Annotated in this window: 22 protein-coding genes; 14 read left to right on the top strand and 8 right to left on the bottom strand. The window is 65.8% G+C overall.

What is annotated here, in order from left to right:
• Window positions 1-95: 95 nt before the first annotated feature.
• The 3 genes from LK539_RS15550 to moaC all read right to left on the bottom strand — a co-directional run bounded on the left by LK539_RS15550 (window position 96) and on the right by moaC (window position 2,159).
• Entirely contained in the window at window positions 96-737 is a 642-nt protein-coding gene (locus LK539_RS15550) for a hypothetical protein (protein ID WP_227801948.1), read from the bottom strand.
• A 78-nt stretch (window positions 738-815) separates the two neighbouring features.
• Window positions 816-1,529 carry a flagellar brake protein gene (locus LK539_RS15545; RefSeq protein ID WP_227801947.1) on the bottom strand — a complete coding sequence of 238 codons (714 nt, stop codon included), beginning with the start codon at window positions 1,527-1,529 and terminating at the stop codon, window positions 816-818.
• 123 nt (window positions 1,530-1,652) lie between these two features.
• Window positions 1,653-2,159, bottom strand: coding sequence for a cyclic pyranopterin monophosphate synthase MoaC (gene moaC / locus LK539_RS15540; protein WP_227801945.1), 507 nt, complete (start codon window positions 2,157-2,159; stop codon window positions 1,653-1,655).
• Between the two features lie 125 nt (window positions 2,160-2,284).
• Here moaC and LK539_RS15535 point away from each other — a divergent pair, with 125 nt between their 5' ends.
• The gene (locus tag LK539_RS15535; RefSeq protein WP_227801944.1) at window positions 2,285-3,865 is read left to right on the top strand and encodes a M48 family metalloprotease; all 1,581 of its coding nucleotides are present in this window, start codon (window positions 2,285-2,287) and stop codon (window positions 3,863-3,865) included.
• A 12-nt stretch (window positions 3,866-3,877) separates the two neighbouring features.
• Here LK539_RS15535 and LK539_RS15530 read toward each other — a convergent pair whose 3' ends face one another.
• From LK539_RS15530 to LK539_RS15520, 3 genes are read right to left on the bottom strand one after another with little or no spacing between them, the layout of a single operon-like run.
• On the bottom strand, window positions 3,878-4,465 hold the full coding sequence (locus tag LK539_RS15530; protein WP_227801943.1) for a DUF2946 family protein: 588 nt from the start codon (window positions 4,463-4,465) through the stop codon (window positions 3,878-3,880).
• A 4-nt stretch (window positions 4,466-4,469) separates the two neighbouring features.
• Window positions 4,470-5,453 carry a YheT family hydrolase gene (locus LK539_RS15525; RefSeq protein ID WP_227801941.1) on the bottom strand — a complete coding sequence of 328 codons (984 nt, stop codon included), beginning with the start codon at window positions 5,451-5,453 and terminating at the stop codon, window positions 4,470-4,472.
• 39 nt (window positions 5,454-5,492) lie between these two features.
• Entirely contained in the window at window positions 5,493-5,687 is a 195-nt protein-coding gene (locus tag LK539_RS15520) for a zinc-finger domain-containing protein (protein ID WP_227801940.1), read from the bottom strand.
• A 250-nt stretch (window positions 5,688-5,937) separates the two neighbouring features.
• Between LK539_RS15520 and LK539_RS15515 the strand changes: the two genes are divergently transcribed.
• From LK539_RS15515 to LK539_RS15460, 12 genes are all read left to right on the top strand, one after another.
• Window positions 5,938-6,699 carry an AzlC family ABC transporter permease gene (locus LK539_RS15515; RefSeq protein ID WP_227801938.1) on the top strand — a complete coding sequence of 254 codons (762 nt, stop codon included), beginning with the start codon at window positions 5,938-5,940 and terminating at the stop codon, window positions 6,697-6,699.
• Window positions 6,692-7,027 carry an AzlD domain-containing protein gene (locus LK539_RS15510; protein ID WP_227801937.1) on the top strand — a complete coding sequence of 112 codons (336 nt, stop codon included), beginning with the start codon at window positions 6,692-6,694 and terminating at the stop codon, window positions 7,025-7,027. Before LK539_RS15515 ends, LK539_RS15510 begins: the two co-directional genes overlap by 8 nt.
• A gap of 51 nt (window positions 7,028-7,078) precedes the next feature.
• Entirely contained in the window at window positions 7,079-8,284 is a 1,206-nt protein-coding gene (locus LK539_RS15505; protein ID WP_227801935.1) for a phosphoglycerate kinase, read from the top strand.
• A gap of 75 nt (window positions 8,285-8,359) precedes the next feature.
• Window positions 8,360-9,820 (top strand): pyruvate kinase, encoded by a 1,461-nt coding sequence (pyk, locus tag LK539_RS15500; RefSeq protein ID WP_227802096.1) that lies wholly within the window; start codon window positions 8,360-8,362, stop codon window positions 9,818-9,820.
• A gap of 19 nt (window positions 9,821-9,839) precedes the next feature.
• Entirely contained in the window at window positions 9,840-10,904 is a 1,065-nt protein-coding gene (gene fba / locus LK539_RS15495; protein ID WP_227801934.1) for a class II fructose-bisphosphate aldolase, read from the top strand.
• A gap of 424 nt (window positions 10,905-11,328) precedes the next feature.
• Window positions 11,329-12,225 (top strand): phosphoribosylaminoimidazolesuccinocarboxamide synthase, encoded by an 897-nt coding sequence (locus LK539_RS15490; RefSeq protein WP_227801932.1) that lies wholly within the window; start codon window positions 11,329-11,331, stop codon window positions 12,223-12,225.
• Between the two features lie 3 nt (window positions 12,226-12,228).
• Window positions 12,229-12,726: a 5-(carboxyamino)imidazole ribonucleotide mutase gene (purE, locus tag LK539_RS15485; protein WP_227801931.1), complete on the top strand. Its 498-nt coding sequence runs from the start codon at window positions 12,229-12,231 to the stop codon at window positions 12,724-12,726.
• 3 nt (window positions 12,727-12,729) lie between these two features.
• Window positions 12,730-13,923 (top strand): 5-(carboxyamino)imidazole ribonucleotide synthase, encoded by a 1,194-nt coding sequence (locus tag LK539_RS15480; protein WP_227801930.1) that lies wholly within the window; start codon window positions 12,730-12,732, stop codon window positions 13,921-13,923.
• 2 nt (window positions 13,924-13,925) lie between these two features.
• Window positions 13,926-14,963 (top strand): L-threonylcarbamoyladenylate synthase, encoded by a 1,038-nt coding sequence (locus LK539_RS15475; RefSeq protein WP_227801929.1) that lies wholly within the window; start codon window positions 13,926-13,928, stop codon window positions 14,961-14,963.
• A gap of 267 nt (window positions 14,964-15,230) precedes the next feature.
• A complete protein-coding gene (locus tag LK539_RS15470) occupies window positions 15,231-16,598 on the top strand; it encodes an SGNH/GDSL hydrolase family protein (protein ID WP_227801928.1) in 1,368 nt (455 codons plus the stop codon).
• A gap of 54 nt (window positions 16,599-16,652) precedes the next feature.
• Window positions 16,653-17,336, top strand: coding sequence for an OmpW family protein (locus LK539_RS15465; protein ID WP_227801927.1), 684 nt, complete (start codon window positions 16,653-16,655; stop codon window positions 17,334-17,336).
• Between the two features lie 144 nt (window positions 17,337-17,480).
• Entirely contained in the window at window positions 17,481-18,692 is a 1,212-nt protein-coding gene (locus LK539_RS15460) for an MFS transporter (RefSeq protein ID WP_227801926.1), read from the top strand.
• A 1-nt stretch (window position 18,693) separates the two neighbouring features.
• Here LK539_RS15460 and LK539_RS15455 read toward each other — a convergent pair whose 3' ends face one another.
• A complete protein-coding gene (locus tag LK539_RS15455; protein WP_227801925.1) occupies window positions 18,694-19,647 on the bottom strand; it encodes a LysR family transcriptional regulator in 954 nt (317 codons plus the stop codon).
• A gap of 41 nt (window positions 19,648-19,688) precedes the next feature.
• Between LK539_RS15455 and LK539_RS15450 the strand changes: the two genes are divergently transcribed.
• The gene (locus LK539_RS15450; protein ID WP_227801923.1) at window positions 19,689-20,540 is read left to right on the top strand and encodes an alpha/beta hydrolase; all 852 of its coding nucleotides are present in this window, start codon (window positions 19,689-19,691) and stop codon (window positions 20,538-20,540) included.
• Window positions 20,541-20,588: 48 nt separating this feature from the next.
• Here LK539_RS15450 and LK539_RS15445 read toward each other — a convergent pair whose 3' ends face one another.
• Window positions 20,589-23,534 (bottom strand): TonB-dependent receptor, encoded by a 2,946-nt coding sequence (locus LK539_RS15445; protein ID WP_227801922.1) that lies wholly within the window; start codon window positions 23,532-23,534, stop codon window positions 20,589-20,591.
• Window positions 23,535-23,657 lie beyond the last annotated feature (123 nt).

Here is a 23,657-nt window from a genome sequence, read left to right as displayed (position 1 = left end):
GCCAGCAATTTACCATGTGCTCAACAGGGAGGCGGGACGTCGTCGACAGGGAAAGGCCTGGCGTTACTGCGCCGGAGGTGCTACAGCGCGTATGTTCAGTAATGCGCGCAGGGCTTGACGAAAGCCGCAGTCTTCCTCTGCCCGGCCGGGAGTGGATCGAACCCCAGGCTGTCGAGGAAGGCTTCGCCTTCAGCCTCGAGGGCACGGGCGTCGTAGCCAGGGACGTGTCGGACCGAATAGGCGATGTCGACCACGGCTTGCGCGTCCTGCGGGTGGGTGCAAAAACGTCCGACGACGTGCAGGACGAGGAAGGGATGCTCGCTCCGATTGTTTGCGCCGTAGTCATTCACTGACATGCGGTAGCGTACGCATGTCGACTGGCCGGGGTCGGGCAGGAAGCTGGAAGAGACAGGCTTGAAGCGACCGTCGGAACCCCATTCGTCCTTTCCGCGCACAAAAGCAAGCAAGCCGTCCTTGCCGGGAAGCGGCAGTGTGCAATTCGCCAGGAGCGCTTGTGTATAGAAGGAGACCTGGCGCGGATCGGTCTTCTTTGTATAGTCGATGGCCGAATCATCGAATTTTTCGGTCCAGTCCTGGCCTGGAGGCGGAAGCAGGGAAAATCCGAAGGTGCTGTGGACGCGAAGCTTCTCGCGCGGAGCAAACTGCGGCTTCTGGGCCAATGTTGCCCCTGCCGCGAGTACGAGCGAAACGAGCAGCGTCATCCGGGCGATCATCATGTCCTCACGCTTGGGTTGTCAGGACAGATTGTACAGACACGGTCGCGTTGCCGACCGCGCTGCCGCAAGGGCAGGTGACTAGACGATCTTGAGCCGATCGGCCAGCAGCGCCTCGTAGGTCATGTTCTGCAGCAGCGTGTAGTGCACGGGATCCAGGTCAACGAACTGGACCCCGTAGCTATACACGTCCGGCTTGTCGGGCGCCGGACGCGCGACCGTCATGTTGCGGATGGCGGCTACGGTTTCGACCGGCCTTTCCTCGTTCGTCGGCGGTATCACGAGCGTGAACGCCAGTTTGACGCTGTCGCTGTCGCCCGGCAGCGGATAGCCGGATTCGATCCGCGCCCCGGTGACCGAGACGTTGGTCAGCGTGCAGGCGAGCGGCGCGGCGCCGCTGCCTTCCCGCGTCGCGTGGGCTGCAATCTCGGCCTTGACCCGCATCGCGCCGCGCAGGCTGGTGCCCTGGATCGCGGTCGGAAACGACAGGTGCACATAGTTCAGCGGCCGCGCGAACACGCGCTCGACCGAACACGCGAACGAGCACACGTTCACCCCCGAGAACACCCGGATCGTCAGCGGCTCGCCTTCCGTCATCGCGATCGGTGCGCCATTCTCGGTTGGAATCTTGATGATCAGGTACTCGTCCTTGACGTAGCCGATCAGGGTCGAAAAGTACTGGACGGGTTTCAGGTGACGATGGGTCATCACCTGCAGGCGAACGCCGACCTGCAGGTTCATGGTCTCGAACTCGAATTCCTGGGGCTTGAGTTCGCGGGCGGGATCAGTGGTCATGTGATGTGGTGCCGGGCCTGGCGCGCTGTCGACGACATGGGAGGCGGCATCATATCAGCTTACGACGATCTGGGCTTTGCCTTATTAACAACGTGAATATTGATGGGAAATCCTGGATTCAAGTCAGGCCTCCAGGGATGCCGTCCAATCTCCACTCTTGCCGCCATGCTTCTCCAGCACTCGCACATTGGTCATCACCATCCCGCGATCCACCGCCTTGCACATGTCGTAGATCGTCAGCAGCCCCACCTGCACCGCGGTCAGCGCTTCCATCTCCACCCCGGTCTTGCCGATCGTCTCGACCTGCGCCCGGCAATGCACGCTGCTGGCCTTCTCATCCACCTCGAAATCCACCGCCACGCGCGTGATCGGCAGCGGGTGGCACAGCGGCACCAAGTCACTGGTGCGTTTGGACGCCATGATCGCCGCGATCCTGGCAATCCCGATTACGTCCCCCTTTTTCGCCGTGCCCGACTGGATCAGCGCCAGCGTTTCCGGCTTCATGCGGATGGTGCCGGCCGCGACGGCGATGCGGTGGGTGTCCTGCTTGGCGCCGACGTCGACCATGTGGGCCTGGCCGGTGGCGTCGAAGTGGGTCAGCTGGTCTGCGGTCGGGATAGGAGTGCTCATTGCAAGGTCAACAAGGTTGGGGAACAAAGTGTTTCGCTGTGCAGCAACGCGGCTGCGGATAGGGTTATCATAGCATTGTGAAACATGCTCACCGCCCAGCACCGGCGCGCCGCTGGCGCCCTGCGTTGACCGCCATTGCCCTGTGCACGGCGGCCGCTTTCGCCATTGCCGCTCCCGCCGATCCATTCCAGAAGCCCGTCTCGCAAAAGGTCGACAGCACGCGCCTGCCGACCCTTGGCGACACGGCGCGCCAGGATTTGTCGCCCGTCGTCGAGCGCAAGCTCGGCGAAGAGATCATGCGCGACGTCCGGCGCGATCCGGCCTACCTCGACGACGAGCCGATCCTCGAGTACCTGAACAACCTCGGCAACGCCCTGGTGACTTCGGTGCCCGGCCTGCGCGGCGAGACCAATGCCGACTTCACCTTCTTTGCGATGCGCGACGTTAACCTGAACGCGTTCGCGCTGCCGGGCGGCTTCATCGCGGCGCACACGGGCCTGATCGTGGCGGCGCAGAACGAATCCGAACTGGCCGGCGTGATGGCGCACGAGATCGGCCACGTGTCGCAGCGCCACATCGCCCGCGCGATCGGGCAGCAGAAGCAGGACGTGCTGCTGCCGCTGGCGGCGATGATCCTGGCGGCGCTGGCGTCCAAGGCCAGCTCCGATGCCGCAATGGGCGTGCTGATGGGAGGCCAGGGCCTGGCCGCGCAGCGCCAGCTCGATTTCAGCCGCGACGCCGAGCGCGAGGCCGACCGCGTCGGTTTCCAGATCATGGCCGCCGGCGGGTATGACGTGACCGGCATGGCCGGCTTCTTCAAGCGCCTGCAGAGCGCGAGCAAGCTGTCCGGCGAGATCCCGGCCCAGCTGGCGCACCTGAGCAGCCACCCGCTGACGGCCGAGCGCCTGGTCGACATGCAGGCGCGCATCCGCGAGATCCCGAAGAAGGCGCGCATCGATCCCCTCGACTTCCAGCTGGTGCGCGCCCGCGCCCGCGTGCTGCAGGACGAGAGCGTCAATGGCCGGCGCGAGACGAAGAACCTGCTGGAGACCCAGCTGAAGGAACCGCACCGCCAGCTGCAGGCGGCTGCCCAGTACGGCCTGGCCGTGCTGGCGCTGCGCCAGGGGCAGCTGACCGAGGCGCAGGCCTGGCTTGACAAGGCGCGCGCGACCGTGAAACCGAAGGAAGGCGTGCTGTCGGCGGAGTCGCGTGCCGGCGACGGCGCGACGATGTTCGCCGGGCTGGCGCTGGAGATCAAGCTCGCCCCCGGCCAGCCGGCGGCGGTCGCGCAAGAGGCGGTGCAGGAAGCGGATGCGGCGCGCCAGCGCTATCCGCTGTCGCGTGCGATCGCGCACCAGTATGGCGAGGCGCTGATCGGCGCCGCCAGGTATGACGAGGCGACGCGCTACCTGCGCGACCAGGCGCAGCTCTACCGCGAGGATGGGAAGTTGCACGACATGCTGGCGCGGGCCTATTCGAAGCAGGGCAAGATCGCGCTGCAGCACATGGCGCTGGCCGAATCCTACGTGGTGGCGGGTGCGCTGCCGGCCGCGGTGGCCCAGCTGGACCTGGCGCGCAAGGCGGGCGACGTGTCCTTCTACGACCAGGCCGTCATCGATGCTCGCGAACGCGAGCTGAGGGCGCGCCAGAAGGCGGAAAGGGAAGAGCGCGGCGAGAAGGGCGACGACAAGGACAAGGACCGGTAATCCCGGTCGCCGTCACAGGCCAGGCAGTTGCACGTAACCGAAGCGGCGCGTCAGCGCCTCCGCCGACAGGCGTTCCACCTTCACGCGGCTGTCGCCATTCACCAGCATCAGCTCCTCGGTATCGTCTTCCAGCCATGCCATGATGGCCTCGACCGAGGCCGGCCTTCCGGCGAGCTCCATGCGCGCCAGCACCTGCGCCACGTCGCGGTCGTCGAGCTGGGCCACGACGTCGCCCGCCTGCAGGATCACCGCACCGGCGTCCGTCATGAACACCGCCTCCGGCGCGCCCAGCGCTTGTCCGGTCTGCAGCACGAAGCCCTGGCTTGGGTCGGTGCGCGCGATATAGGGCGTCGCTTCCAGGTTCACGTAGACGCGCTGCGGTCCGTTCTGGAAGAACCAGCGGCCCTTGTCGTCGTGGGCGTAATTGCGGTTGATGAAACCGACCAGCGCCGCATTGGTCAGCTTGTCGCCCGGCGTGTTGGCGCGCTGGGCCGCCTCGTCGCGCATGCGCCAGTTGCCGCGCGCGTCCAGGGCCAGCCAGCCGTAGCAGTGCGGTACGTTCGGCCACTTGGCCATTGCCTGTTTTACGATGTCGTCCATAGTCTCAAGCTTCGCATGGTTGGTGCGCCTCGGGCGCGCGGCTCGCTCCCAGGGTGCTGTCGAAGAAGTGCAGGATGCGGCGCGGCAGCCAGTCGATCCGCCCGGGGAAAGGCCCCACGGCGAAGCCGACGTGCCCACCTTCGTCAGGATACTCCAGCGTCACTGCCTGCGATGCGGACGCGGGCAAATGGCGGCCCGGCAGGAAGGGATCGTTGCGGGCGTTGAGCACCAGCGTCGGCACGGTGATCTCGTGCAGCACGTGGCGGGCGCTGGCGCGGTGCCAGTAGTCGTCGGTGTCCTTGTAGCCGTGCAGCGGCGCCGTCACCACGTTATCGAACGCGTACAGGTCACGCGCCCTGGCCAGGGCGGCGCGGTCGAACAGGCCGGGATAGCGCTCCAGCTTGGCGAGCGCCTTGGGCTTCAGGGTCTGCAGGAACATGCGGGTGTAGAGCAGGTTCAGGCCGGACGACAGGGCTTCGCCGCCGCGCGCCAGGTCGAGCGGAGCGGAAATCGCGCAGGCCGCTTGCACGATCTCCGCGCCATGACCGGATTCGCCCAGCCAGCGCAGCAGCGCATTCCCGCCCAGCGAGACGCCTGCCGCCAGCAGCGGACCGGGCGCGCGGGCGTGCAGCTTGCGCACGATCCAGTCGACTTCCCCGGCGTCGCCCGAGTGGTAGAAGCGCGGCATCAGGTTGGCTTCGCCCGAGCAGCCGCGGAAATGCGGCACCGCGCCCGACCAGCCGCGCTCGCGCAGGGCCGCCATCAGCGAGCGTGCGTAATGACTGTTGGAAGAGCCTTCCAGGCCGTGGAACAGCACGACCAGCGGCTTGCCCGGCTGGCCGTCGACGAAATCGACATCGATGAAATCGCCGTCGGGACTTGGCCAGCGTTCGCGCCGGAAGGCGACAGGCGGTTTGGCGATGCAGATCGCCGGGTAGATGGTCTGGAGGTGGCCGCCAGGCAGCCACGCGGGCGCACGGTAGTGCATGCTTGTGCGGGTGCGGCAGGGCGCCGCACCCTGGGACGATCAGTGGTGCTTGAACTCGACGCCCGGAGCCAGGCGGTACTGAGTGCCGCAGTAGGGGCACTTGGCATCGCCGTGGTGATCGAAATCGAGGAAGACGCGCGGGTGCGAGGACCACAGCGGCATTGCCGGATTCGGGCAGTGTGCCGGCAGGTCTTTGGCCTCGAGTTCCACCACGGGCATCGTGTTTTGAGTCATCTGGTTTTCTCCGTCAAGGACAAGTTGGGCAAAAACACGATTCTACCGGATTCACCCGGCATACCGAAATGATCGGTAGAATGCATGCTGAGTAATAAATTGACCATAATCGAGCCCGGGACGCCGCAGAGCAGATGCGCCGCCAGCCCGGCGCCGCACCTTTAGATGCCGCATTGTAGATGCATTTGATGCCCGACCGTTTCAAGCCCGCCGCCGCACTCGCCCAGCATGGCCGTTGCAGGATAACCACATGAACCCGGCAGCGCCGCCGGGCCAGGAATACGCTACTGCAATGGACCCCGTCGAAGCCCACGACCCTGCTGCCTGGCGCGAAGGCTTCAAGACTGGCCTGCCGACCCTGTTCGGCATCGGCGCCTGGGGTCTGGTGGTCGGCATCGCCATGGTCAAGACCGGCTTGACCGTCTGGCAGGCAACCGGCATGACCCTGCTGGTCTTCGCCGGATCCGCCCAGCTCGCTTCCTTGCCCCTGATCGCGGCCGCCGCGCCGGTCTGGGTCATTTTCGCCACCGCCCTGGTCGTGAACCTGCGCTTCGTCATCTTCTCCGCGCTGCTGGGCCCGCACTTCGCCCACCTGCCGTGGAAACAGCGTTTCCTGCTCGGCTATATTTCTGGCGACCTGACGGTGGCCATGTTCCTGCAGCGTTATCCGAGCGCCGAGTGGGTGGCCGGCAAACTCTCCTATTTGAAGGGCCTGATGTACCCGAACTGGTTCGCCTGGCAGATCGGTTCGCTCATCGGCATCTTCCTCGGCAGCGCCATTCCGACCGAATGGGGACTGGGCTTTGCCGGCACCCTGGCAATCCTGTGCATCACGGTCCCCCTGATCATCAACAATGCCGCCCTGTGCGGGGTGGTGGTCGCGGGCGTGATTTCGGTGCTGGCCTACGGCTTGCCGTACAAGCTCGGCCTGCTGCTCGCCGTCGTCGTTGGCATGGTGACTTCCATGTTTGTCGAAGAGTTCCTGGCGAAGCGAAAGGCGAGCAATGTCTGACTGGGAAATCTGGCTCACCATCGGTGTGCTCTGCATCGCCACTGCCGCCACCCGCAGCTCCTTCTGGCTGATCGGCCACCGCGTCAGCATCCCGCCGCGGGTGCAGGAGATGCTGCGCTATGCGCCGGCCTGCGCGCTGGCAGCCATCATCGGACCGGACCTGTTGATCGATCCGCAGGGGCAGGTGCAGCTGACGCTGGCCAATCCCAAGCTGCTGGCCGGCCTCGCTGCACTGGCCTTTTACCTGTGGCGTCGCAGCATGCTGATGACCATCATTTTTGGCATGCTGGTCTTCACACTGTTGCGTGTGTTACACGTTTTTCCATAAGCGCCCTAATGTACAATGACGTTTTTTCACTATTTCATTGTTGACTAGCCAATGGACGACGTTCTCAGTTTCACCCGCCTGCAAGACCTGATCGATCGTTCGCTGCTTGCGAACAAGCGCGTGTTCATCCGCGCCGACCTGAACGTACCGCAGGATGACGCTGGCAATATCACCGAAGACACCCGTATCCGCGCCTCCGTGCCGGCAATCCAGGCAGCCCTGAAGGCAGGCGCCGCCGTGATGGTCACCTCGCACCTGGGCCGTCCGACCGAAGGCGAATTCAAGCCGGAAGACAGCCTGGCGCCGGTCGCCAAGCGCCTGTCCGAGCTGCTCGGCCAGGCGGTCGAACTGAAGCAGGACTGGGTTGGCGGCGTCGATGTCGCACCGGGCCAGGTCGTGCTGCTGGAAAACTGCCGCGTCAACAAGGGTGAAAAGAAGAATGCCGACGAGCTGGCCCAGAAGATGGCCAAGCTGTGCGACGTCTACGTCAACGACGCCTTCGGCACCGCGCACCGCGCCGAAGCCACCACCCACGGCATCGCGAAATTCGCACCTGTCGCCGTGGCCGGCCCGCTGCTGGCGGCCGAACTCGACGCCCTGGGCAAGGCCCTCGGCAAGCCGACCCGTCCGCTGCTGGCCATCGTGGCCGGCTCGAAGGTCTCGAGCAAGCTGACCATCCTGCAGAGCCTGGCGGGCAAGGTCGATAACCTGATCGTCGGCGGCGGCATCGCCAATACCTTCATGAAGGCCGTCGGCCTGAACATCGGCAAGTCGCTGGTCGAGAACGACCTGGTCGGCGAAGCGAAACAGATCATCGACATGATGGCCGCACGCGGCGCCCAGGTGCCGATTCCGGTGGACGTGGTGTGCGCCAAGGAATTCAGCCCGACGGCAAGCGCCACGGTAAAAGATGTGAAGGACGTGGCGGACGACGACATGATCCTCGACATCGGCCCGAAGACCGCCGCCATGCTGGCCGAGCAGGTGGACAAGGCCGGCACCATCGTCTGGAACGGCCCGGTCGGCGTGTTCGAGTTCGACCAGTTCGCCGAAGGCACCAAGACCCTGGCCATGGCAATCGCCGCCTCTACGGGCTTCTCGATCGCCGGCGGCGGCGACACCCTGGCCGCGATCGCCAAGTACGACATCGGCGAACAGATCGGCTATATCTCGACCGGCGGCGGCGCCTTCCTCGAGTTCCTCGAAGGCAAAACCCTGCCGGCAGTCGAGATCCTGCTCCAGCGTAAAGATCAATAAGTACCAGCGCAGCCTAGAAGCTGCGCTTCTCTTTTCAGAACCAAGGAAAGCCATCACATGCAAGCTGCGCGCCCCCTGTACAACGCCACCAAGATCGTTGCCACCATCGGCCCCGCGTCGACCGATTTCGACATCCTCGTCAAAATGATCAAGGCCGGCGTCGACGTCGTGCGCCTGAATTTCTCGCACGGTAAGGCACAGGACCACATCGACCGCGCCGCCCTGGTGCGCCGCGCCGCCGCCGAATGCGGCGTCGAAGTGGCGATCATGGCCGACATGCAGGGCCCGAAGATCCGCGTCGGCAAGTTTGAAGAAGGCAAGATCTTCCTGAACAATGGCGACAAGTTCATCCTGGACGCGCGCTGGGGCGAGAACGGCGAGCTGGGCAACCAGGAACGCGTCGGCCTCGACTACAAGGCGCTGCCGCGCGACGTCAAGCCGGGCGACAGGCTGCTGCTGAATGACGGCCTGATCGTGCTGATCGTCGACCGCGTCTTCGGCCACGAGATCTTCACTACTGTGAAGGTCGGCGGCGAGCTGTCGAACAACAAGGGCATCAACCGCCAGGGCGGCGGCCTGACCGCGCCAGCCCTGACCTCGAAGGACATGGAAGACATCAAGACCGCGATGAGCTTCCAGGCCGACTACCTGGCAATTTCCTTCCCGAAGAACGCCACCGACATGGAAATGGCGCGCCAGCTGGCCAATATCGCCGGCGAGCCCTATGGTCACAAGCCGATGATGATCGCCAAGATCGAACGCGCCGAAGCGATTCCTGTGCTGCAGGAAATCCTGGACGCGTCGGACGGCATCATGGTCGCCCGCGGCGACCTGGCGGTGGAAGTGGGCAACGCGGCCGTCCCGGCGCTGCAGAAGCGCATGATCAAGATGGCGCGCGCCTCCAACAAGCTGGCGATTACCGCGACCCAGATGATGGAGTCGATGATCGTCAACGCCGTGCCGACCCGCGCCGAAGTGTCGGACGTGGCGAACGCCGTGCTGGACGGCACCGACGCCGTGATGACCTCGGCCGAAACCGCATCGGGCAAGTACCCGGTCGAAACCGTCGAGATGATGGCCGCCATCTGCCTCGAGGCAGAACAATCCGAATACAACAAGCAGGACGCAGATTTCCTGAATGTCCAGTTCACCCGCATCGACCAGTCGATCGCCTACGGCACCCTGTTCACGGCGCACCACCTGAAGGTGAAGGCGATCGTGGCGCTGACCGAATCGGGCTCGACCGCGCTGTGGATGAGCCGCCACTCGATCGACACCCCGATCTTCGCCCTGACCCCGCTGCAGACGACGCAGCGCAAGGCGTCGCTGTACCGGAACGTGCGAGCATTCCATCTTCTGCAGGAAGGTGGCAGCCACGCGGTGCTGCGCAAGGCCGAAGAGGTCCTGATCAACGAAGGCATGGTGCGCAAGGGCGACCTGATCGTCGTGACCTGGGGCTCGCCGATGGGCCAGGCCGGCGGCACCAATGCGCTCAAGATCGTGCGCGTGGGCGAGCTGGACGAAATAGTTTCTTAATTGTTTGGAGTAATCAACCATGGCACTCGTATCGCTGCGCCAACTGCTGGACCATGCCGCCGAAAACGGCTACGGCTTGCCGGCATTTAACGTCAACAACCTGGAACAGGTGCAGGCCATCATGGCTGCCGCCGACGCGGTCAACGCGCCGGTGATCATGCAAGCCTCGGCCGGCGCCCGCAAGTACGCAGGCGAAGCTTTCCTGCGCCACCTGATCGACGCCGCCGTCGAAGCCTACCCGCACATCCCGGTCGTCATGCACCAGGACCACGGCCAGTCGCCGGCGGTCTGCATGGCCGCGATCCGTTCGGGCTTCAGCTCGGTGATGATGGACGGTTCGCTGGAAGCCGACGGCAAGAGCGTGGCTTCGTATGAATACAACGTCGAAGTCTCGCGCGAAGTCGTCAAGTTCGCGCACTCGATCGGCGTGACGGTGGAAGCCGAACTGGGCGTGCTCGGTTCGCTCGAAACCATGAAGGGCGACAAGGAAGACGGCCACGGCGCCGACGGCACCATGACCCGCGAGCAGCTGCTGACCGACGTCGACCAGGCCGCTGACTTCGTCGCCAAGACGCAATGCGACGCCCTGGCGATCGCGATCGGCACCTCGCACGGCGCCTACAAGTTCACCCGCAAGCCGACCGGCGACATCCTGGCGATCGACCGCATCAAGGAAATCCATGCCCGCATCCCGAACACCCATCTGGTGATGCACGGCTCCTCGTCGGTGCCGCAGGAACTGCTGGCGATCATCCGCGAATTCGGCGGCGACATGAAAGAGACCTATGGCGTGCCGGTCGAAGAGATCCAGGAAGGCATCAAGCACGGCGTCCGCAAGATCAACATCGACACCGACATCCGCCTGGCCATGACCGCTGCGATCCGCAAGTACATGTTCCAGAACCCGTCGAAGTTCGACCCGCGCGACTACCTGAAGCCGGCCCGTGAGGCGGCGATGGAAGTCTGCAAGGCGCGCTTCCTGTCCTTCGGCTGCGAAGGCATGGCGGGCAAGATCAAGCCGGTGCCGCTGGAGAAGATGGCCGAGCGTTACAAGGCGGGTGAGCTGGCGCAGATCGTGCAGTAATGAAGTAAGGCTGCGCAGCAGGATTCGCGCAGCCTGTCTTACCTCCAGCTTCTACCAACGTCATCCCGGCGCAGGCGTGAACAATGCCACTGGCATTGTTCACTCCAATTTTTTCAGCAAGCCGACCTGTTTCATTTCACCACAACGCGAGCAAACTTGGGCACCGGCCTTCGCCGGTGCGACGGTTCGACGAGTAGTGGCGAATGCATCAGATGTGGTCTTCATACAAAATTGGAGTGAACAATGCCAGTGGCATTGTTCACCCTTCGCGGGAAGTAAAACCCACCAGTGGTGGGTTTTACGGAACGAAGGCCGGTGGTCAAAAGCAAATTGACGTAAAATTACGCACTGGCCCAGGCCACCCCCAGACCTGACCCACTCGACCGGCCCCGAAATCCGGTCCCGTTTCCCTGATATCCCATCTATGAACAGCCTCTACAAATCCACCATCAAGTCCCTGCCATTGCTCGGTCACGGCAAGGTGCGCGACAACTACGCTGTCGGCGACGACAAGATCCTGATCGTCACCACCGACCGCCTGTCGGCCTTCGACGTGGTCATGAACGAGCCGATCCCTGGCAAGGGCATGGTGCTGAACCAGATGAGCGACTTCTGGTTCGAGAAGCTCGGCCACATCGTGCCGAACCACCTGACCGGCGTGGCGCCGGAATCGGTCGTCGCACCGGATGAAGTAGAGCAGGTGCGTGGCCGCGCCGTCGTGGCCAAGCGCCTGAAGCCGATCCTGGTGGAAGCCGTCGTGCGCGGCTACATCATCGGTTCGGGCTGGAAGGATTATCAGGAAAGCGGCGCGATCTGCGGCATCAAGCTGCCGGAAGGCCTGCGCCAGGCCGACAAGCTGCCGCAGCCGCTGTTCACCCCGGCCGCCAAGGCCGACATCGGCGAACACGACGAAAACATCTCGTTCGAAGACATGGAGCAGCGCATCGGCAAGGAACTCGCCGCCAAGATGCGCGACATCAGCATCCAGCTGTACACCACCGCCGCCGAATACGCAGCGACCCGCGGCATCATCATCGCCGACACCAAGTTCGAGTTCGGCCTGGACGACAATGGCGTCCTGCACCTGATGGACGAAGTGCTGACCGCCGACTCCTCGCGCTTCTGGCCGGCCGATTCCTACGCGCCGGGCATGTCGCCGCCTTCCTTCGACAAGCAGTTCGTGCGCGACTACCTCGAGACCCTGAAGGACTGGGGCAAGACCGCGCCGGCCCCGGCCCTGCCGCCGGACGTCATCGAGAAAACCCAGGCCAAGTATTTCGAAGCCATCGAACGCCTCACCGGCGAAAAGCTGAAGGCCTGAACGATGAGTGAGCAGAACAAGCCGTTGGTCGGCGTCATCATGGGTTCCTCGTCGGACTGGGACGTGATGAAGAATGCAGTGGACGTCCTGAAGCAGTTCGGCGTGCCTTTCGAAGCCCAGGTGATCTCGGCACACCGCATGCCGGACGAGATGTTCACCTATGCCGAGACCGCGCGTAGCCGCGGCCTGCGCGCCATCATCGCCGGAGCAGGGGGCGCCGCCCACCTGCCGGGCATGGTCGCTGCGAAAACCATCGTGCCGGTGCTGGGCGTGCCGGTGCCCTCGAAATACCTGCGCGGCGAAGATTCGCTACTGTCGATCGTGCAGATGCCGAAGGGCGTGCCGGTGTCGACCTTCGCCATCGGCGAAGCCGGCGCCGCCAACGCGGCCCTCACCGCGGTGGCCATGCTGGCTGCTACGGATGACGCCTTGGCCGAGAAGCTGCAGGCCTTCCGCCTCGAGCAGACCGCGGCCGCCCAGGCCATGACTCTTCCTGTCTGAAGCATGACTGACGCATTTCTCCCGACCGCTGCGAACAAAGGCGCTGCTGCCGTCCTCGGCGTGATGGGCGGCGGCCAGCTTGGCCGCATGTTCGCGCATGCCGCCCAGGCCATGGGTTACCAGGTGGCCGTGTTGGAGCCGAGCCAGGTCAGCCCGGCAGGGCAGGTGGCCGAACGCCTGATTTCGAAGGCCTACACCGATCCCTCAGGCCTGGCCGAACTGGCGCAGCAATGCGTCGCCGTCACCACCGAATTCGAGAACGTCCCGGCCGACAGCATGGCCTGGCTGGGCGAGCGCACCTTCGTTGCGCCTGCCGCGTCCTGCGTGTCGATCGCCCAGGACCGCATCGCGGAAAAGCGCTTCTTCGTCGAATGCGCCCCCACGTCGGGCGTGATGCCGGCGCCGCACAAGACCATCGCTTCGCACGCCGACATCGACGGCATCCAGGACGAGCTGCTGCCCGGGATCCTGAAGACCGTGCGCATGGGTTACGACGGCAAGGGCCAGGTGCGCGTACGCACGCGCGAGGACGTGCGCGCCGCCTTCGACGCCATGAACGGCGTGACCTGCCTGCTGGAGAAGATGCTGCCGCTGGCCTACGAGGTCTCGGTGCTGACCGCGCGCGGTCACGATGGCGCGTCGGTGGTGTACCCGATCGCCGAGAACGTGCACCGCGACGGCATCCTGTTCACGACCACCGTGCCGGGACCGAACGTGTCGGAGGCCTGCGCAAAACAGGCCCAGGATGCGGCGCGTGCCATCGTCGCCCAGCTGGGCTACGTGGGCGTGCTGTGCATCGAGTTCTTTGTGCTGCAGGACGGGACGCTCGTCGTCAACGAGATGGCCCCGCGTCCGCACAACAGCGGCCACTACACCATCGACGCCTGCGTCACCAGCCAGTTCGCGCAGCAGGTGCGCGCGATGGCGCGCCTGCCGCTGGGCGACGTGCGCCAGCATTCGCCTGCCGTCATGCTCAACATCCTGGGCGATGTCTGGTTCGAGGGCGATAGCGACACGCCGCGCGAGCCGGCCTGGGACCGCGTGCTGGCGCTGCCTGGCGCCAACCTGCACCTGTACGGCAAGGATGACCCGCGCCGCGCACGCAAGATGGGCCACATCACCTTCGTTGCGCCGACGCTGAAAGAGGCGCAGAACAGCCTGATCCAGGCTTGCCTTATTCTGGGCGTAGGGGTGTGACGATGGAACAGTTCGACCAGGCCGCCATCGATGCGGCCGCTCGCGCGCTGGAAGCCGGCGCGCTGGTCGCCTTCCCGACCGAGACCGTGTACGGCCTCGGTGCGGACGCCGAGAACCCGCAAGCGGTGGCCGCGATCTACGCCGCCAAGGGCCGCCCGCAGGACCATCCGGTGATCGTGCACCTGGCGCCGGATGCGCCGCTCGACTACTGGGCCACCGATATTCCGCCAGAAGCCCATGCGCTGGCCGAGGCCTTCTGGCCCGGTCCGCTGACCATGATCCTCAGGCGCGCACCGAACATTCCAGACGCCGTCAGCGGCGGCCAGGACACGGTCGGCCTGCGCTGCCCTTCGCACCCGGTGGCGATCGCGCTGCTGCGCGCCTTCAAGGGTGGCAAAGGGGGCGTCGCGGCGCCGTCGGCCAACAAGTTCGGCGCCGTCAGCCCGACCCTGGCCGAGCACGTGCGCGACGAATTCGGTGCAGATCGCAGCGTGGCCATGGTGCTCGACGGCGGGGCCTCCCAGGTCGGCATCGAATCGACCATCGTCGACCTGTCGCGCCTGGCCACCAACGGCCCGGTGCTGCTGCGGCCCGGCCACATCAGCGCGCAAGCCATCGCCGCCGTGATCGACCAGCTCCCGAGCGCACCGGATGCGGCGGCGCCGCGCGCCTCCGGCACGCTCGAATCGCACTACGCCCCGCACACCCCGGTGGCCATGCAGGAAAGCGGCCAGCTGCGCCTGACCCTCGCGGAACTGGCCGGGGCGGGACGCAAGGTCGCGCTGATCCATTACTCGGACATGCCATCCACTCATGCGGCGCTGCGCCTGCCGGCCACCCCGGACGGCTTCGCCCACGCCCTGTACGCAGCCCTGCGCGCAATGGATGGCCATGGCGCCGACGTGATCCTGGTCGAGGCGCCGCCGCAGGGCGGGGACTGGCTCGGCGTCAACGACCGCCTGCGCCGCGCTGCCCACGGCTCGACCGGCATCGTCCACGGCCTGCTCAACAGCACTACTCCAGCCAATCCGAGCGCCTGACAATTCGTATTTTGTCAGCGCTCTTGCGCAAGCCATCGGCCAGAACGCCCGTACGTACGGGCGTTCTTTACACCACACGTTTCAAAAAGCATTTCATTCTTGCCCACAGGCAGGGCTATAATCGCCCTCCCGTTCTGCTTGCTAGTTGTCACTAAAAACTGACGTATCGGCAAGCATTTCCCTATACAAGCAAGTTGAACACTGGCATATTATTGTGAAGCGAATAGCACGCCCGTTCGTTTCATAAAAACCATCTTAGGAGACATAATGCGTCAAACCAAACTCGCGCTTGCCCTGCTGACGGCAGCGGTGCTGACGGCATGCGGCGGCACCAGCCCGGCCGGCGGCGATCAAACGCAAAAACTCACGTTCACCCAGCAGGTCTCCTTTGGCGACAGCCTCTCCGACGTCGGCACCTACGCCGTTGGCGCGGTCAAGCAGGCCGGCGGCGGCAAGTTCACCATCAACGGTGACGCCACCAACAAGAATCCTGAGCTGAACGGCAAGATCTGGGTCGAATTCCTGGCCGCCGAACTGAAACTGCCGGCGCCGTGCGCTGCGCAGACCGGCCTGCAGGGCAATGCCGCCCAGGGCTTCTCGGTCCCGATCGTCAACAACCTGAACTGCTTCAACTACGCCCAGGGCGGCTCGCGCGTGACCAACCCGGTCGGCCCGGGCAATGCCGCCACCGGCTCGCCGATCGGCGAAATGACGGTGCCGCTGGTGACCCAGGTCGCCAACCACCTGTCGCGCACCGGTAACAAGTTCAGCGGTACCGAACTGGTCACCATCCTGTCGGGTGGTAACGACGTGCTGATGTCGCTGACTGTCCTGCAGAATTCGGCAACCGCCGCCGGCAGCGCCGCCGGCGCCCAGGCCTTCGGCACCTCGCTGACCATGCAGCTGGCCGCCGGCGCCACCAACCCGCAGACCGCCGCACAGGCGATCGGCGCGGCCATCGCGGCCGAGAGCGCACGTCCGGGCAATACCTCGCAAACCATCGTCGCCGCCGCAGTCGGCGCCGCCGCGCGCCAGCCGGGCAACGCCGCCGTTGCCCAGGCAAGCGTGTACGGCCCGATGGTCGCCAAGGCCCAGGCCGACGCCACCGCTGCCGGCAACAAGGCGGGCGCCGACTACCTGACCGCCAACGGTCCGAAGCTGGTCCAGGACCTGGGCCTGGCCGGTGCGCAGATGGCGACCCTGGTGAAGAACGAGATCGTCGGCAAGGGCGCCAAGTACGTCGTGGTCGCCAACCTGCCGGACGTGGCCAGCACCCCGGCCGCCAAGTCGAAGACCGCTGAAGTCCAGCAGCTGACCGCCGCCATGGTCAACGCCTTCAACACCCAGCTGAAGAACGGCCTGGGCAGCGACGACCGCATCCTGTACGTCGACCTCTACACCGTCAGCAACGACCAGGTGAAGAACCCGGCGCCGTACGGCCTGACCAACACCAGCACCCCTGCTTGCGGCCCGAACCCACTGGGCACCACGTCGCTGATCTGCACCAACAACAACACGGTCGCCGGTGACGTCAGCCACTACATGTTCGCCGACGAGATCCACCCGACCCCGTTCGAGAACAACCTGGTGGCGCGCTACGTCCTCAAGGAAATGGCCGTCAAGGGCTGGCTGTAAGACTGACGCGGGCCTGTCCTGAACAGGGCAGGCCTTCAAAAACAAGGAGAAAAAATGAAAGTACGTTTCAATAGCGTCGTCAAAGTGCTGGGTGTGGCCGCTGCGCTGGCATGCGCCTCGACCGCATCGGCGCAGTCGGCCGGCCAGTTCACCGCCGCATTCGGCCTCAACCAGCTGACCCCGAAGGTCGAGAGCGGCGACATCAGCGCGCCGGCGCTGCCGGGCACCAAGGCCGACGTCGGCCGCGACACCCAGCCGGTGCTGATCCTTAATTACGGCCTGACCGACAACATTACGCTGGAAACCGCCCTCGGCACCCCGTACAAGCACAAGCTCTACGGCGCGGGCGCCATTGCCGGCACCGGCCAGCTGGGCACCGTGGAAGCGCTGCCGGCGACCCTGTTCGCGCAATACCGCTTCGGCGCCCCGAACGCGACCTTCCGTCCCTTCGTCGGCATTGGCGCGACCTATGCCTACTTCATGAAGGAGCGCGGTTCGGCCAGGATGACCGCCGTCACCAACCCGGGCCGCGGCGTGCCGACCACCTTCAGCATCGACAACAAGTTCACTTACACTGCCCAGCTCGGTACGGTCGTGAACTTCAACGAGAAGTGGTTCGCCGACGTGACCGTCAACAAGGCCCGCCTGCGTACCGACGTGCAGTTCTCGACCGGCCAGACCCAGCACATGAAGCTGGACCCGGTGTCCGTGATCCTGGCTGTCGGCTACAAGTTCTAAGCAGCGTTCCGCTTGCCCGAAAGCCCGCCGCGCGCGGGCTTTTTTTATTGCCGGGTTCGAAAACAGTCTTGCGTGGCGCGCTGTGAATCGGAGAGTGGAGGAGACCTACAATCCTTCCAAACCCTAGCCCACAAGGATCACGACATGAACCACCCCGACACCCCCGACATCGCGCCCGGCATGGTACGCCTGCTGGCTTTCTCCGCCGGCCTGATCGTCGCCAGCCTCTATTATTCCCAGACCCTGGTCGGCCCGATCAGCGCGGCGACCGGCCTGTCCGCCGAAGCCGCCGGCCTGATCGTCACCCTGACCCAGATCGGTTACGCCCTCGGCCTGATCTTCGTCGTGCCGCTCGGCGACCTGCTGGAAAACCGCCGCCTGGTCTTCGTCGCCCTGCTGGCCACCAGCGTGGCCCTGGCCCTGGCGGCATTCAGCAACAGCGCGTGGATGTTCCTCGCCGCATCGCTCGGCATCGGCCTCGGCTCGGTGGCGGCGCAGGTGCTGGTGCCCTTCGCCGCCCACCTGTCGCTCGAGGAAACGCGCGGCTACAACGTGGGCCGGGTGGTCAGCGGCCTGCTGCTGGGGATCATGGTGGCGCGCCCCGCGGCCAGCCTGATCGCCGACCACGGCGGCTGGCACCTGGTCTTCGGCGGCGCCTCGGTGGCGATCCTGGCGCTCGCCTTTGTCCTGCGCCGCAAGCTGCCGCAGCGCGTGCCGGCGCACCAGCTGGGCTATGGCCGGCTGATCGGCTCGCTGTGGACGCTGTTCGCGACCACTCCGGTATTGCGGCGCCGCGCCGCCTACCAGGCCGGCCTGTTCGGATCGTTCAGCCTGTTCTGGACCGTCACCCCGCTGGTGCTGGCCAGCCCGCAGTTCGGGCTGTCGCAGACCGGTATCGCGGTCTATGCGCTGGTCGGCATGGCCGGCGCGGTGGCCTCGCCGGTGGCGGGACGCCTGGCGGACCGGGGCCATACCCTGGCGGCGACCGCCTGCGCCCTGGTGCTCGGCGTGATCGGTTTCGCGCTGCCCTTGTACGAGCCGGCATCGCGTGCACTCGCCATCGGCATCCTGGTGCTGGCCTCGATCGTGCTGGACATGGCGGTGGCGGCCAACCTGGTGCTCGGCCAGCGCGCCATCTTCGCCCTCGGCGCCGAAGTGCGCAGCCGCCTGAACGGCATCTACTTCGCGCTGATCTTCAGCGGCGGCGCACTGGGCTCCGCGCTGGGCGCCTGGGTCTACGCCCACCATGGCTGGCACGGCGCCCTGCTGGCCGGCATGGCCTTCCCGGCAGCGGCACTGGCCTGGTGGTTCAGCGAACTCTCGGGCCGCCCGGCGCCTTTCGGCAAGGCGGTCTGAATCAAGCCTCCGGGATGCCGGCGCGTCCCAGGTGCTCCGCGAGCAGGTCGACGAAGGCGCGGATCTTCTGCGATCCGCGCCGGTTTTCCTGGTACACCGCATGCATGGCCACGTCCATCGGCCCCGGATTGACCGCATAGTCTTCCATCACCCGCAGCAGCCGGCCCGCGCGCAGGTCGGCGTGTACCAGCCAGTGCGCCAGCATCGCCACGCCCAGGCCGGCGACGGCCGCCTGGCGCAGTACGTCGGCATTGTCGGCCTGGACCACGCCGCGGATCGGGACTTCTTCCACCGCCGCATCCGGGTCGTCCTTGCGGCGCAGGCGCCAGCTGCGGCGGTTCTCGGTAAAGCTGAACTGCAGGCAGTCGTGATCCGCCAGCTCCTGCGGCGTGCGCGGCGTGCCATGGCGCTTGAGGTAGGCGGGGCTGGCGCACAGCACCCGCTGGTGCGCGGCCAGGCGGCGCGCCACCAGCCGCGCTTCCGGATCGACGCTGCCCATGCGGATCGCGACATCGATCGATTCGTCGGCCAGGTTGATCACCGTGTTGCTCAGGCAGAGGTCCAGCGTCAGCTGCGGATGGCGCACCCGCAGGTCGGGCAGCATCGGTGCGATGTACAGCGCAGCGAAGGTCGGCGGGGCAGCGACGCGCAGCACCCCTTTGACCTCGCCTGCGCGCTCGGTCACCGCGTCGTCGGCGGCCTCGAGCTGCTCCAGGATGCGCAGCGCGTCTTCCTGGTAGCCGCGTCCCGCTTCGGTAAGCGTGACGCTGCGGGTCGAGCGGTTCAGCAGCGCCACGCCAAGGCGTTCCTCAAGCGCGTCGATCACCCGCGTGACCGAGGAGGTGGCGACGCCGAGCTGGCGCGCCGCGGCGGAGAAACCGCCGGCTGCGGCGACGGTGCAGAAGGTCTTGAGTTCGGCGAAGCGGTCCATGGAATCCTTGCGGGAAGCGATCAAGCCATCTTTCCACAGGACCCGGGCTGTGACAAGATGGCCGCATGAAACGACTGACATGGGCTTGCGCCACCGCCGTCGCCGCAGCGATGCTGTCCACCTGGGTGGCCGGCTCCACGCTCATCGCCGGCAAGCAGTACGCGGTGGCGGCGCCGGACGCCGGCCTGCGCACGGTGAGGCTGGCAACGCCTGCGGGCAGGCCGGTCGAAGGCTGGCTGCTGCCGGGGGAGGACAAGGGTGCGCTGCTGCTCCTGCACGGCATCCGCGCCGACCGTACCCAGATGCTGGCGCGCGCCCGCTTCCTGCAGGCCGCAGGCTATGCGGTGCTGCTGATCGACCTGCCCGGCCACGGCGCCAGTCCGGCGCCGGCAATCACCTTCGGATTGCACGAAGGGGCGGCCGTGAAGGCGGCGCTGGACTACCTGCGCGGCACGTACCCGGGCCAGCGCGTCGGCGTGATCGGCGTGTCGCTCGGCGCGGCGTCGTACGTGCTGTGCGCGGACTGTCCGCGCGCGGATGCGGTGGTGCTGGAATCGATGTATCCGACCATCGAGGAGGCCGTGCAGGACCGCCTGCGCATGCGTGTCGGTCCACTCGCCGCGCCGCTGTCGCAGCTGCTGCTCGTGCAGCTGCCGCTGCGGCTCGATATCGAGCCGGAACAGCTGCGGCCGATCGAACGCATGCCTGCGCTGGACGCACCGGTCCTCATCGCTGCGGGCGACGCGGACCAGCACACCACGATCGCCGAGACCCGCCGCATTTTCGCAGCGGCAGGCAGGGACAAGGCCTTGTGGGAAGTGCCCGGCGCCGCGCACGTGGACCTCTACGCGTTCGCGCCTGCCGAGTACGAACGGCGGGTCGGCGCCTTCCTGGCGCGGCATCTCGGCGTGCCATGAAAAAAGCCCGCACGAGGCGGGCTTGAAAAGTACAGCAGGAGAAGAGAATCAGAACTTGTAGCGCAGGCCGGCCAGGAACTCGCGGCCGGTGACGTTGTTCACCACCACGCTGTTGCGTGCGCGGCTGATGAACTGGTCGTTCGGCTCGTTGGTGAGGTTCACGCCTTCGAGCGTGAACTCGAGCTTGTCGTTCCACTTGTACGAGAGCGACACGTCCACGTTGAAGGTTTCGTTCTTGCCTTCGACGTCGTTGTTGTTCTGGCCCGGCACGCGGGTCAGGAAAGACGAACGCTTGGCGCCCGAGACGCGCGCGCTGAACTTGCCGTCGTCATAGTAGAAGGTCGCGTTCCAGGACTTCGGCGACAGGTTCAGCAGGTCGTCGACGATGCGCTCGTTGCTGGTCGGCGAGACGGCGTATTCGATCTTCGAGCTGACCTTGGTGTAGTTCAGCACCGTGCCGAAGTTCTTGCCCCAGCCCGGCAGGAAGGTGAAGGGCTGCTGGTAGTTGATCTCGAAGCCCTTCAGCTTGCCGCCGTCGGTGTTGATCGGCGCCGTCACCTGGAACTGTTCGTCGCCAGTGAAGTTCGCCGGCAGCAGCGACAGCGGCAGGCCGGTCTCGCGGAAGGCCACGTTGGTGCGCAGCGACTGGATGTAGGTGTCGATGTTCTTCTGGAACAGGCCCAGGCCCACGAAGGCATTCTTGCCGAAGTAGTACTCGAAGCTGCTGTCGAAGGTCTTGGCACGGAAAGGCTTGAGCAGCGGGTTGCCGGTGTTGATGGTCAACGTGCCGGTGGTGGAGATGGTGCCGCCCGGCGACAGGAAGCCCAGCTGCGGACGGGTCATCACCTTGGCCGCGCCGAAGCGGACGATGAAGTCGCGCGTCAGGTTGGCCGCGATGTTAAACGAGGGCAGGGTGTCCTTGTAGTCGTGGTTCACCACGACCGCGGTGCCGCCGCCGGCGGCCTGGTAGCCGATCGCTTCCAGCTCGGTCTTCACGTGGCGCACGCCGAAGTTGCCGCGCACCGGGATGTCCCACAGGTCGTACTTGAACTCGCCCATCAGGTAGAAGCCGTCGTCGCGTTCGGTGACGGTGCGGTTGTTGCCGCGCGCGTTGCCGTTGGTGATCGAGGACAGGGTGAAGTCGCCCGGGCCGCCGGCGGGACCGGCCTTGATGCAGTTGCAGTAGATGTCGTAGGCGGCGGCGATGGCGCTCAGGTTCGGGATCACCCAGCCGGTCGCCGTCCCGGCCGGCATGTCGAGGCCCTTGCCGAAGCCGGTGAGGCTGGTCGTGAGACCGCTCGCTCCGCCCGGCGGCGCGAAGATCGTGTCGTTCTGGTTCACGCGCCGGAATTCATAGGTATCCGACTCGTATTTCTTCTTGTTGATGCCGCCCTTGAAGCTCAGGTTGTCGCTGGCTTCCCAGGCCAGGTCGAACTGGCCGACGTCGTTGATGTTGGTCGCGCCTTGCGGACGGATGCGGATCTCGCTGGTGGTGGTGTTGGGCACCGTGGTCGGCTGGGTCCCGCTGGCGACCTGCGGCACGCCGAGGATGGCCAGCGGCCCGCTGGTGGAGGTCGGGTCGAACGGATAGCCGATCGCCGGCATGCGGTCGTTGCCGCGGAAGTCGATGGTGTAGCCGTTGACGTTCAGGGCGTCGAGCGTGACGGTGGTCTGAACCGGGTTGCGGAACTTCGAGTTCGCGCGGCCGACCTTGGCGCTCATGCTCCAGCTGTCGTTGAACTTGTGCTCCAGCGTCAGGGTGGGCTGCGAGAAGGTGGTGTTCAGTTCGTCGAAGCGCGACTCGGAGCGGATGTCCACGCCGTTGTACTTGCCGTACAGGAGGGCGCCATTCGGCGCGTACTGGGCTTCGACCACGCTCATCTGCGGCTTGCCGCCCTGGGCGGCGCTGCGGCTGAACGAGATCGCCTGCAGGAAGTCTTCCTGGCGCGTCGCGTCCAGCTTCGAATACAGCATGTCGAAGGTGAGCAGGGTGCCGCGCTGCGGGCGCCATTGCACCGACGCGGTCAGGCCCAGGCGGTCCTGGTCGTGGGTCAGGCGGCCATAGCGCGGCAGGCGCGGATGGAAGTTGGTGGCGCTGCTGGCCGCGTTATAGGCCTCGGTCGCCGCTTGCGAGGCCGGCAGGCGCGGCACGCCCTGGGCCGCCGGGCCGCAGGTGGTGGCAGTGGAGTTCGATGGGTTCGCGGTCACGCCCTGCGGTGCGCACCAGCCGCCCGACGAGGGGCCGTTGTCCCAGCGGACGGTGCTGAAGCCTTCTTCCAGCACGCGGCGCTTGGAAAACGCGCCCGAGACCAGCACGCCCACCGTGCGGTCCAGGAAGGTGTTCGACACCATGAAGGCGACACGCGGGTCGACCTTTTCCGAGCCGTCGTTGTACTTGCCCTTGGCCGCGATGGTGGCGTTGAAGCCGCGCAGGTCGAAGGGACGCAGGGTCTGCAGGTCAACGGTGGCGCCCAGCGAGCCTTCGTCGACGTCGGCCGAGGAACTCTTGCGCACGGTAAGGGAGCTGAACAGCTCGGACGCGAACACGTTGAAGTCGAAGCCGCGGCCGCGGTTGGTGCCGCCCGAGCTGTCGGTGCCGCCGGTGGTGGCCAGGCCCTCGATGCCGTTGATGCGCACGCGGGTAAAGTCCTGGCCCAGGCCGCGCACCGTGATGTTGCGGCCTTCGCCGGCGTCGCGGTCGATCACCACGCCCGGCACGCGCTGCAGCGACTCGGCCAGGTTCGTGTCCGGGAACTTGCCCATGTCTTCGGCCTTGATGACGTCGACGATGCCGTTGTCCTGGCGCTTGGCGTTCAGGGCGCTCTCGAGCGAGGCGCGCAAGCCGGTCACCTGCACCGTCTGGATCTGCTGGGATGCATTGGCGGGGGCATCTTGGGCAAAGGCGGCGCCGATCGAGAGGGCGGACACCGAGGCGGTGCCGAGCAGGCACAAGGTGAGTTGACGTAAAGCGGCACGTTGCGGGTGTTGTTTCATGCTGTCTCCATGCGTTTTATCCTGGCGGTGCGCAGCTGGGCGCACGCCGCATCGGCGTATTTATCTGGTCAGGCCGGTTCCGCGATTCTAATGCAGAAATACCAATTCTGGTCCATCCAATTC

This window comes from Massilia sp. IC2-476 (assembly GCF_020707295.1).
Classification (GTDB): Bacteria; Pseudomonadota; Gammaproteobacteria; order Burkholderiales; family Burkholderiaceae_D; genus Telluria.
This window is presented reverse-complemented; position numbering and strand designations above follow the sequence as displayed.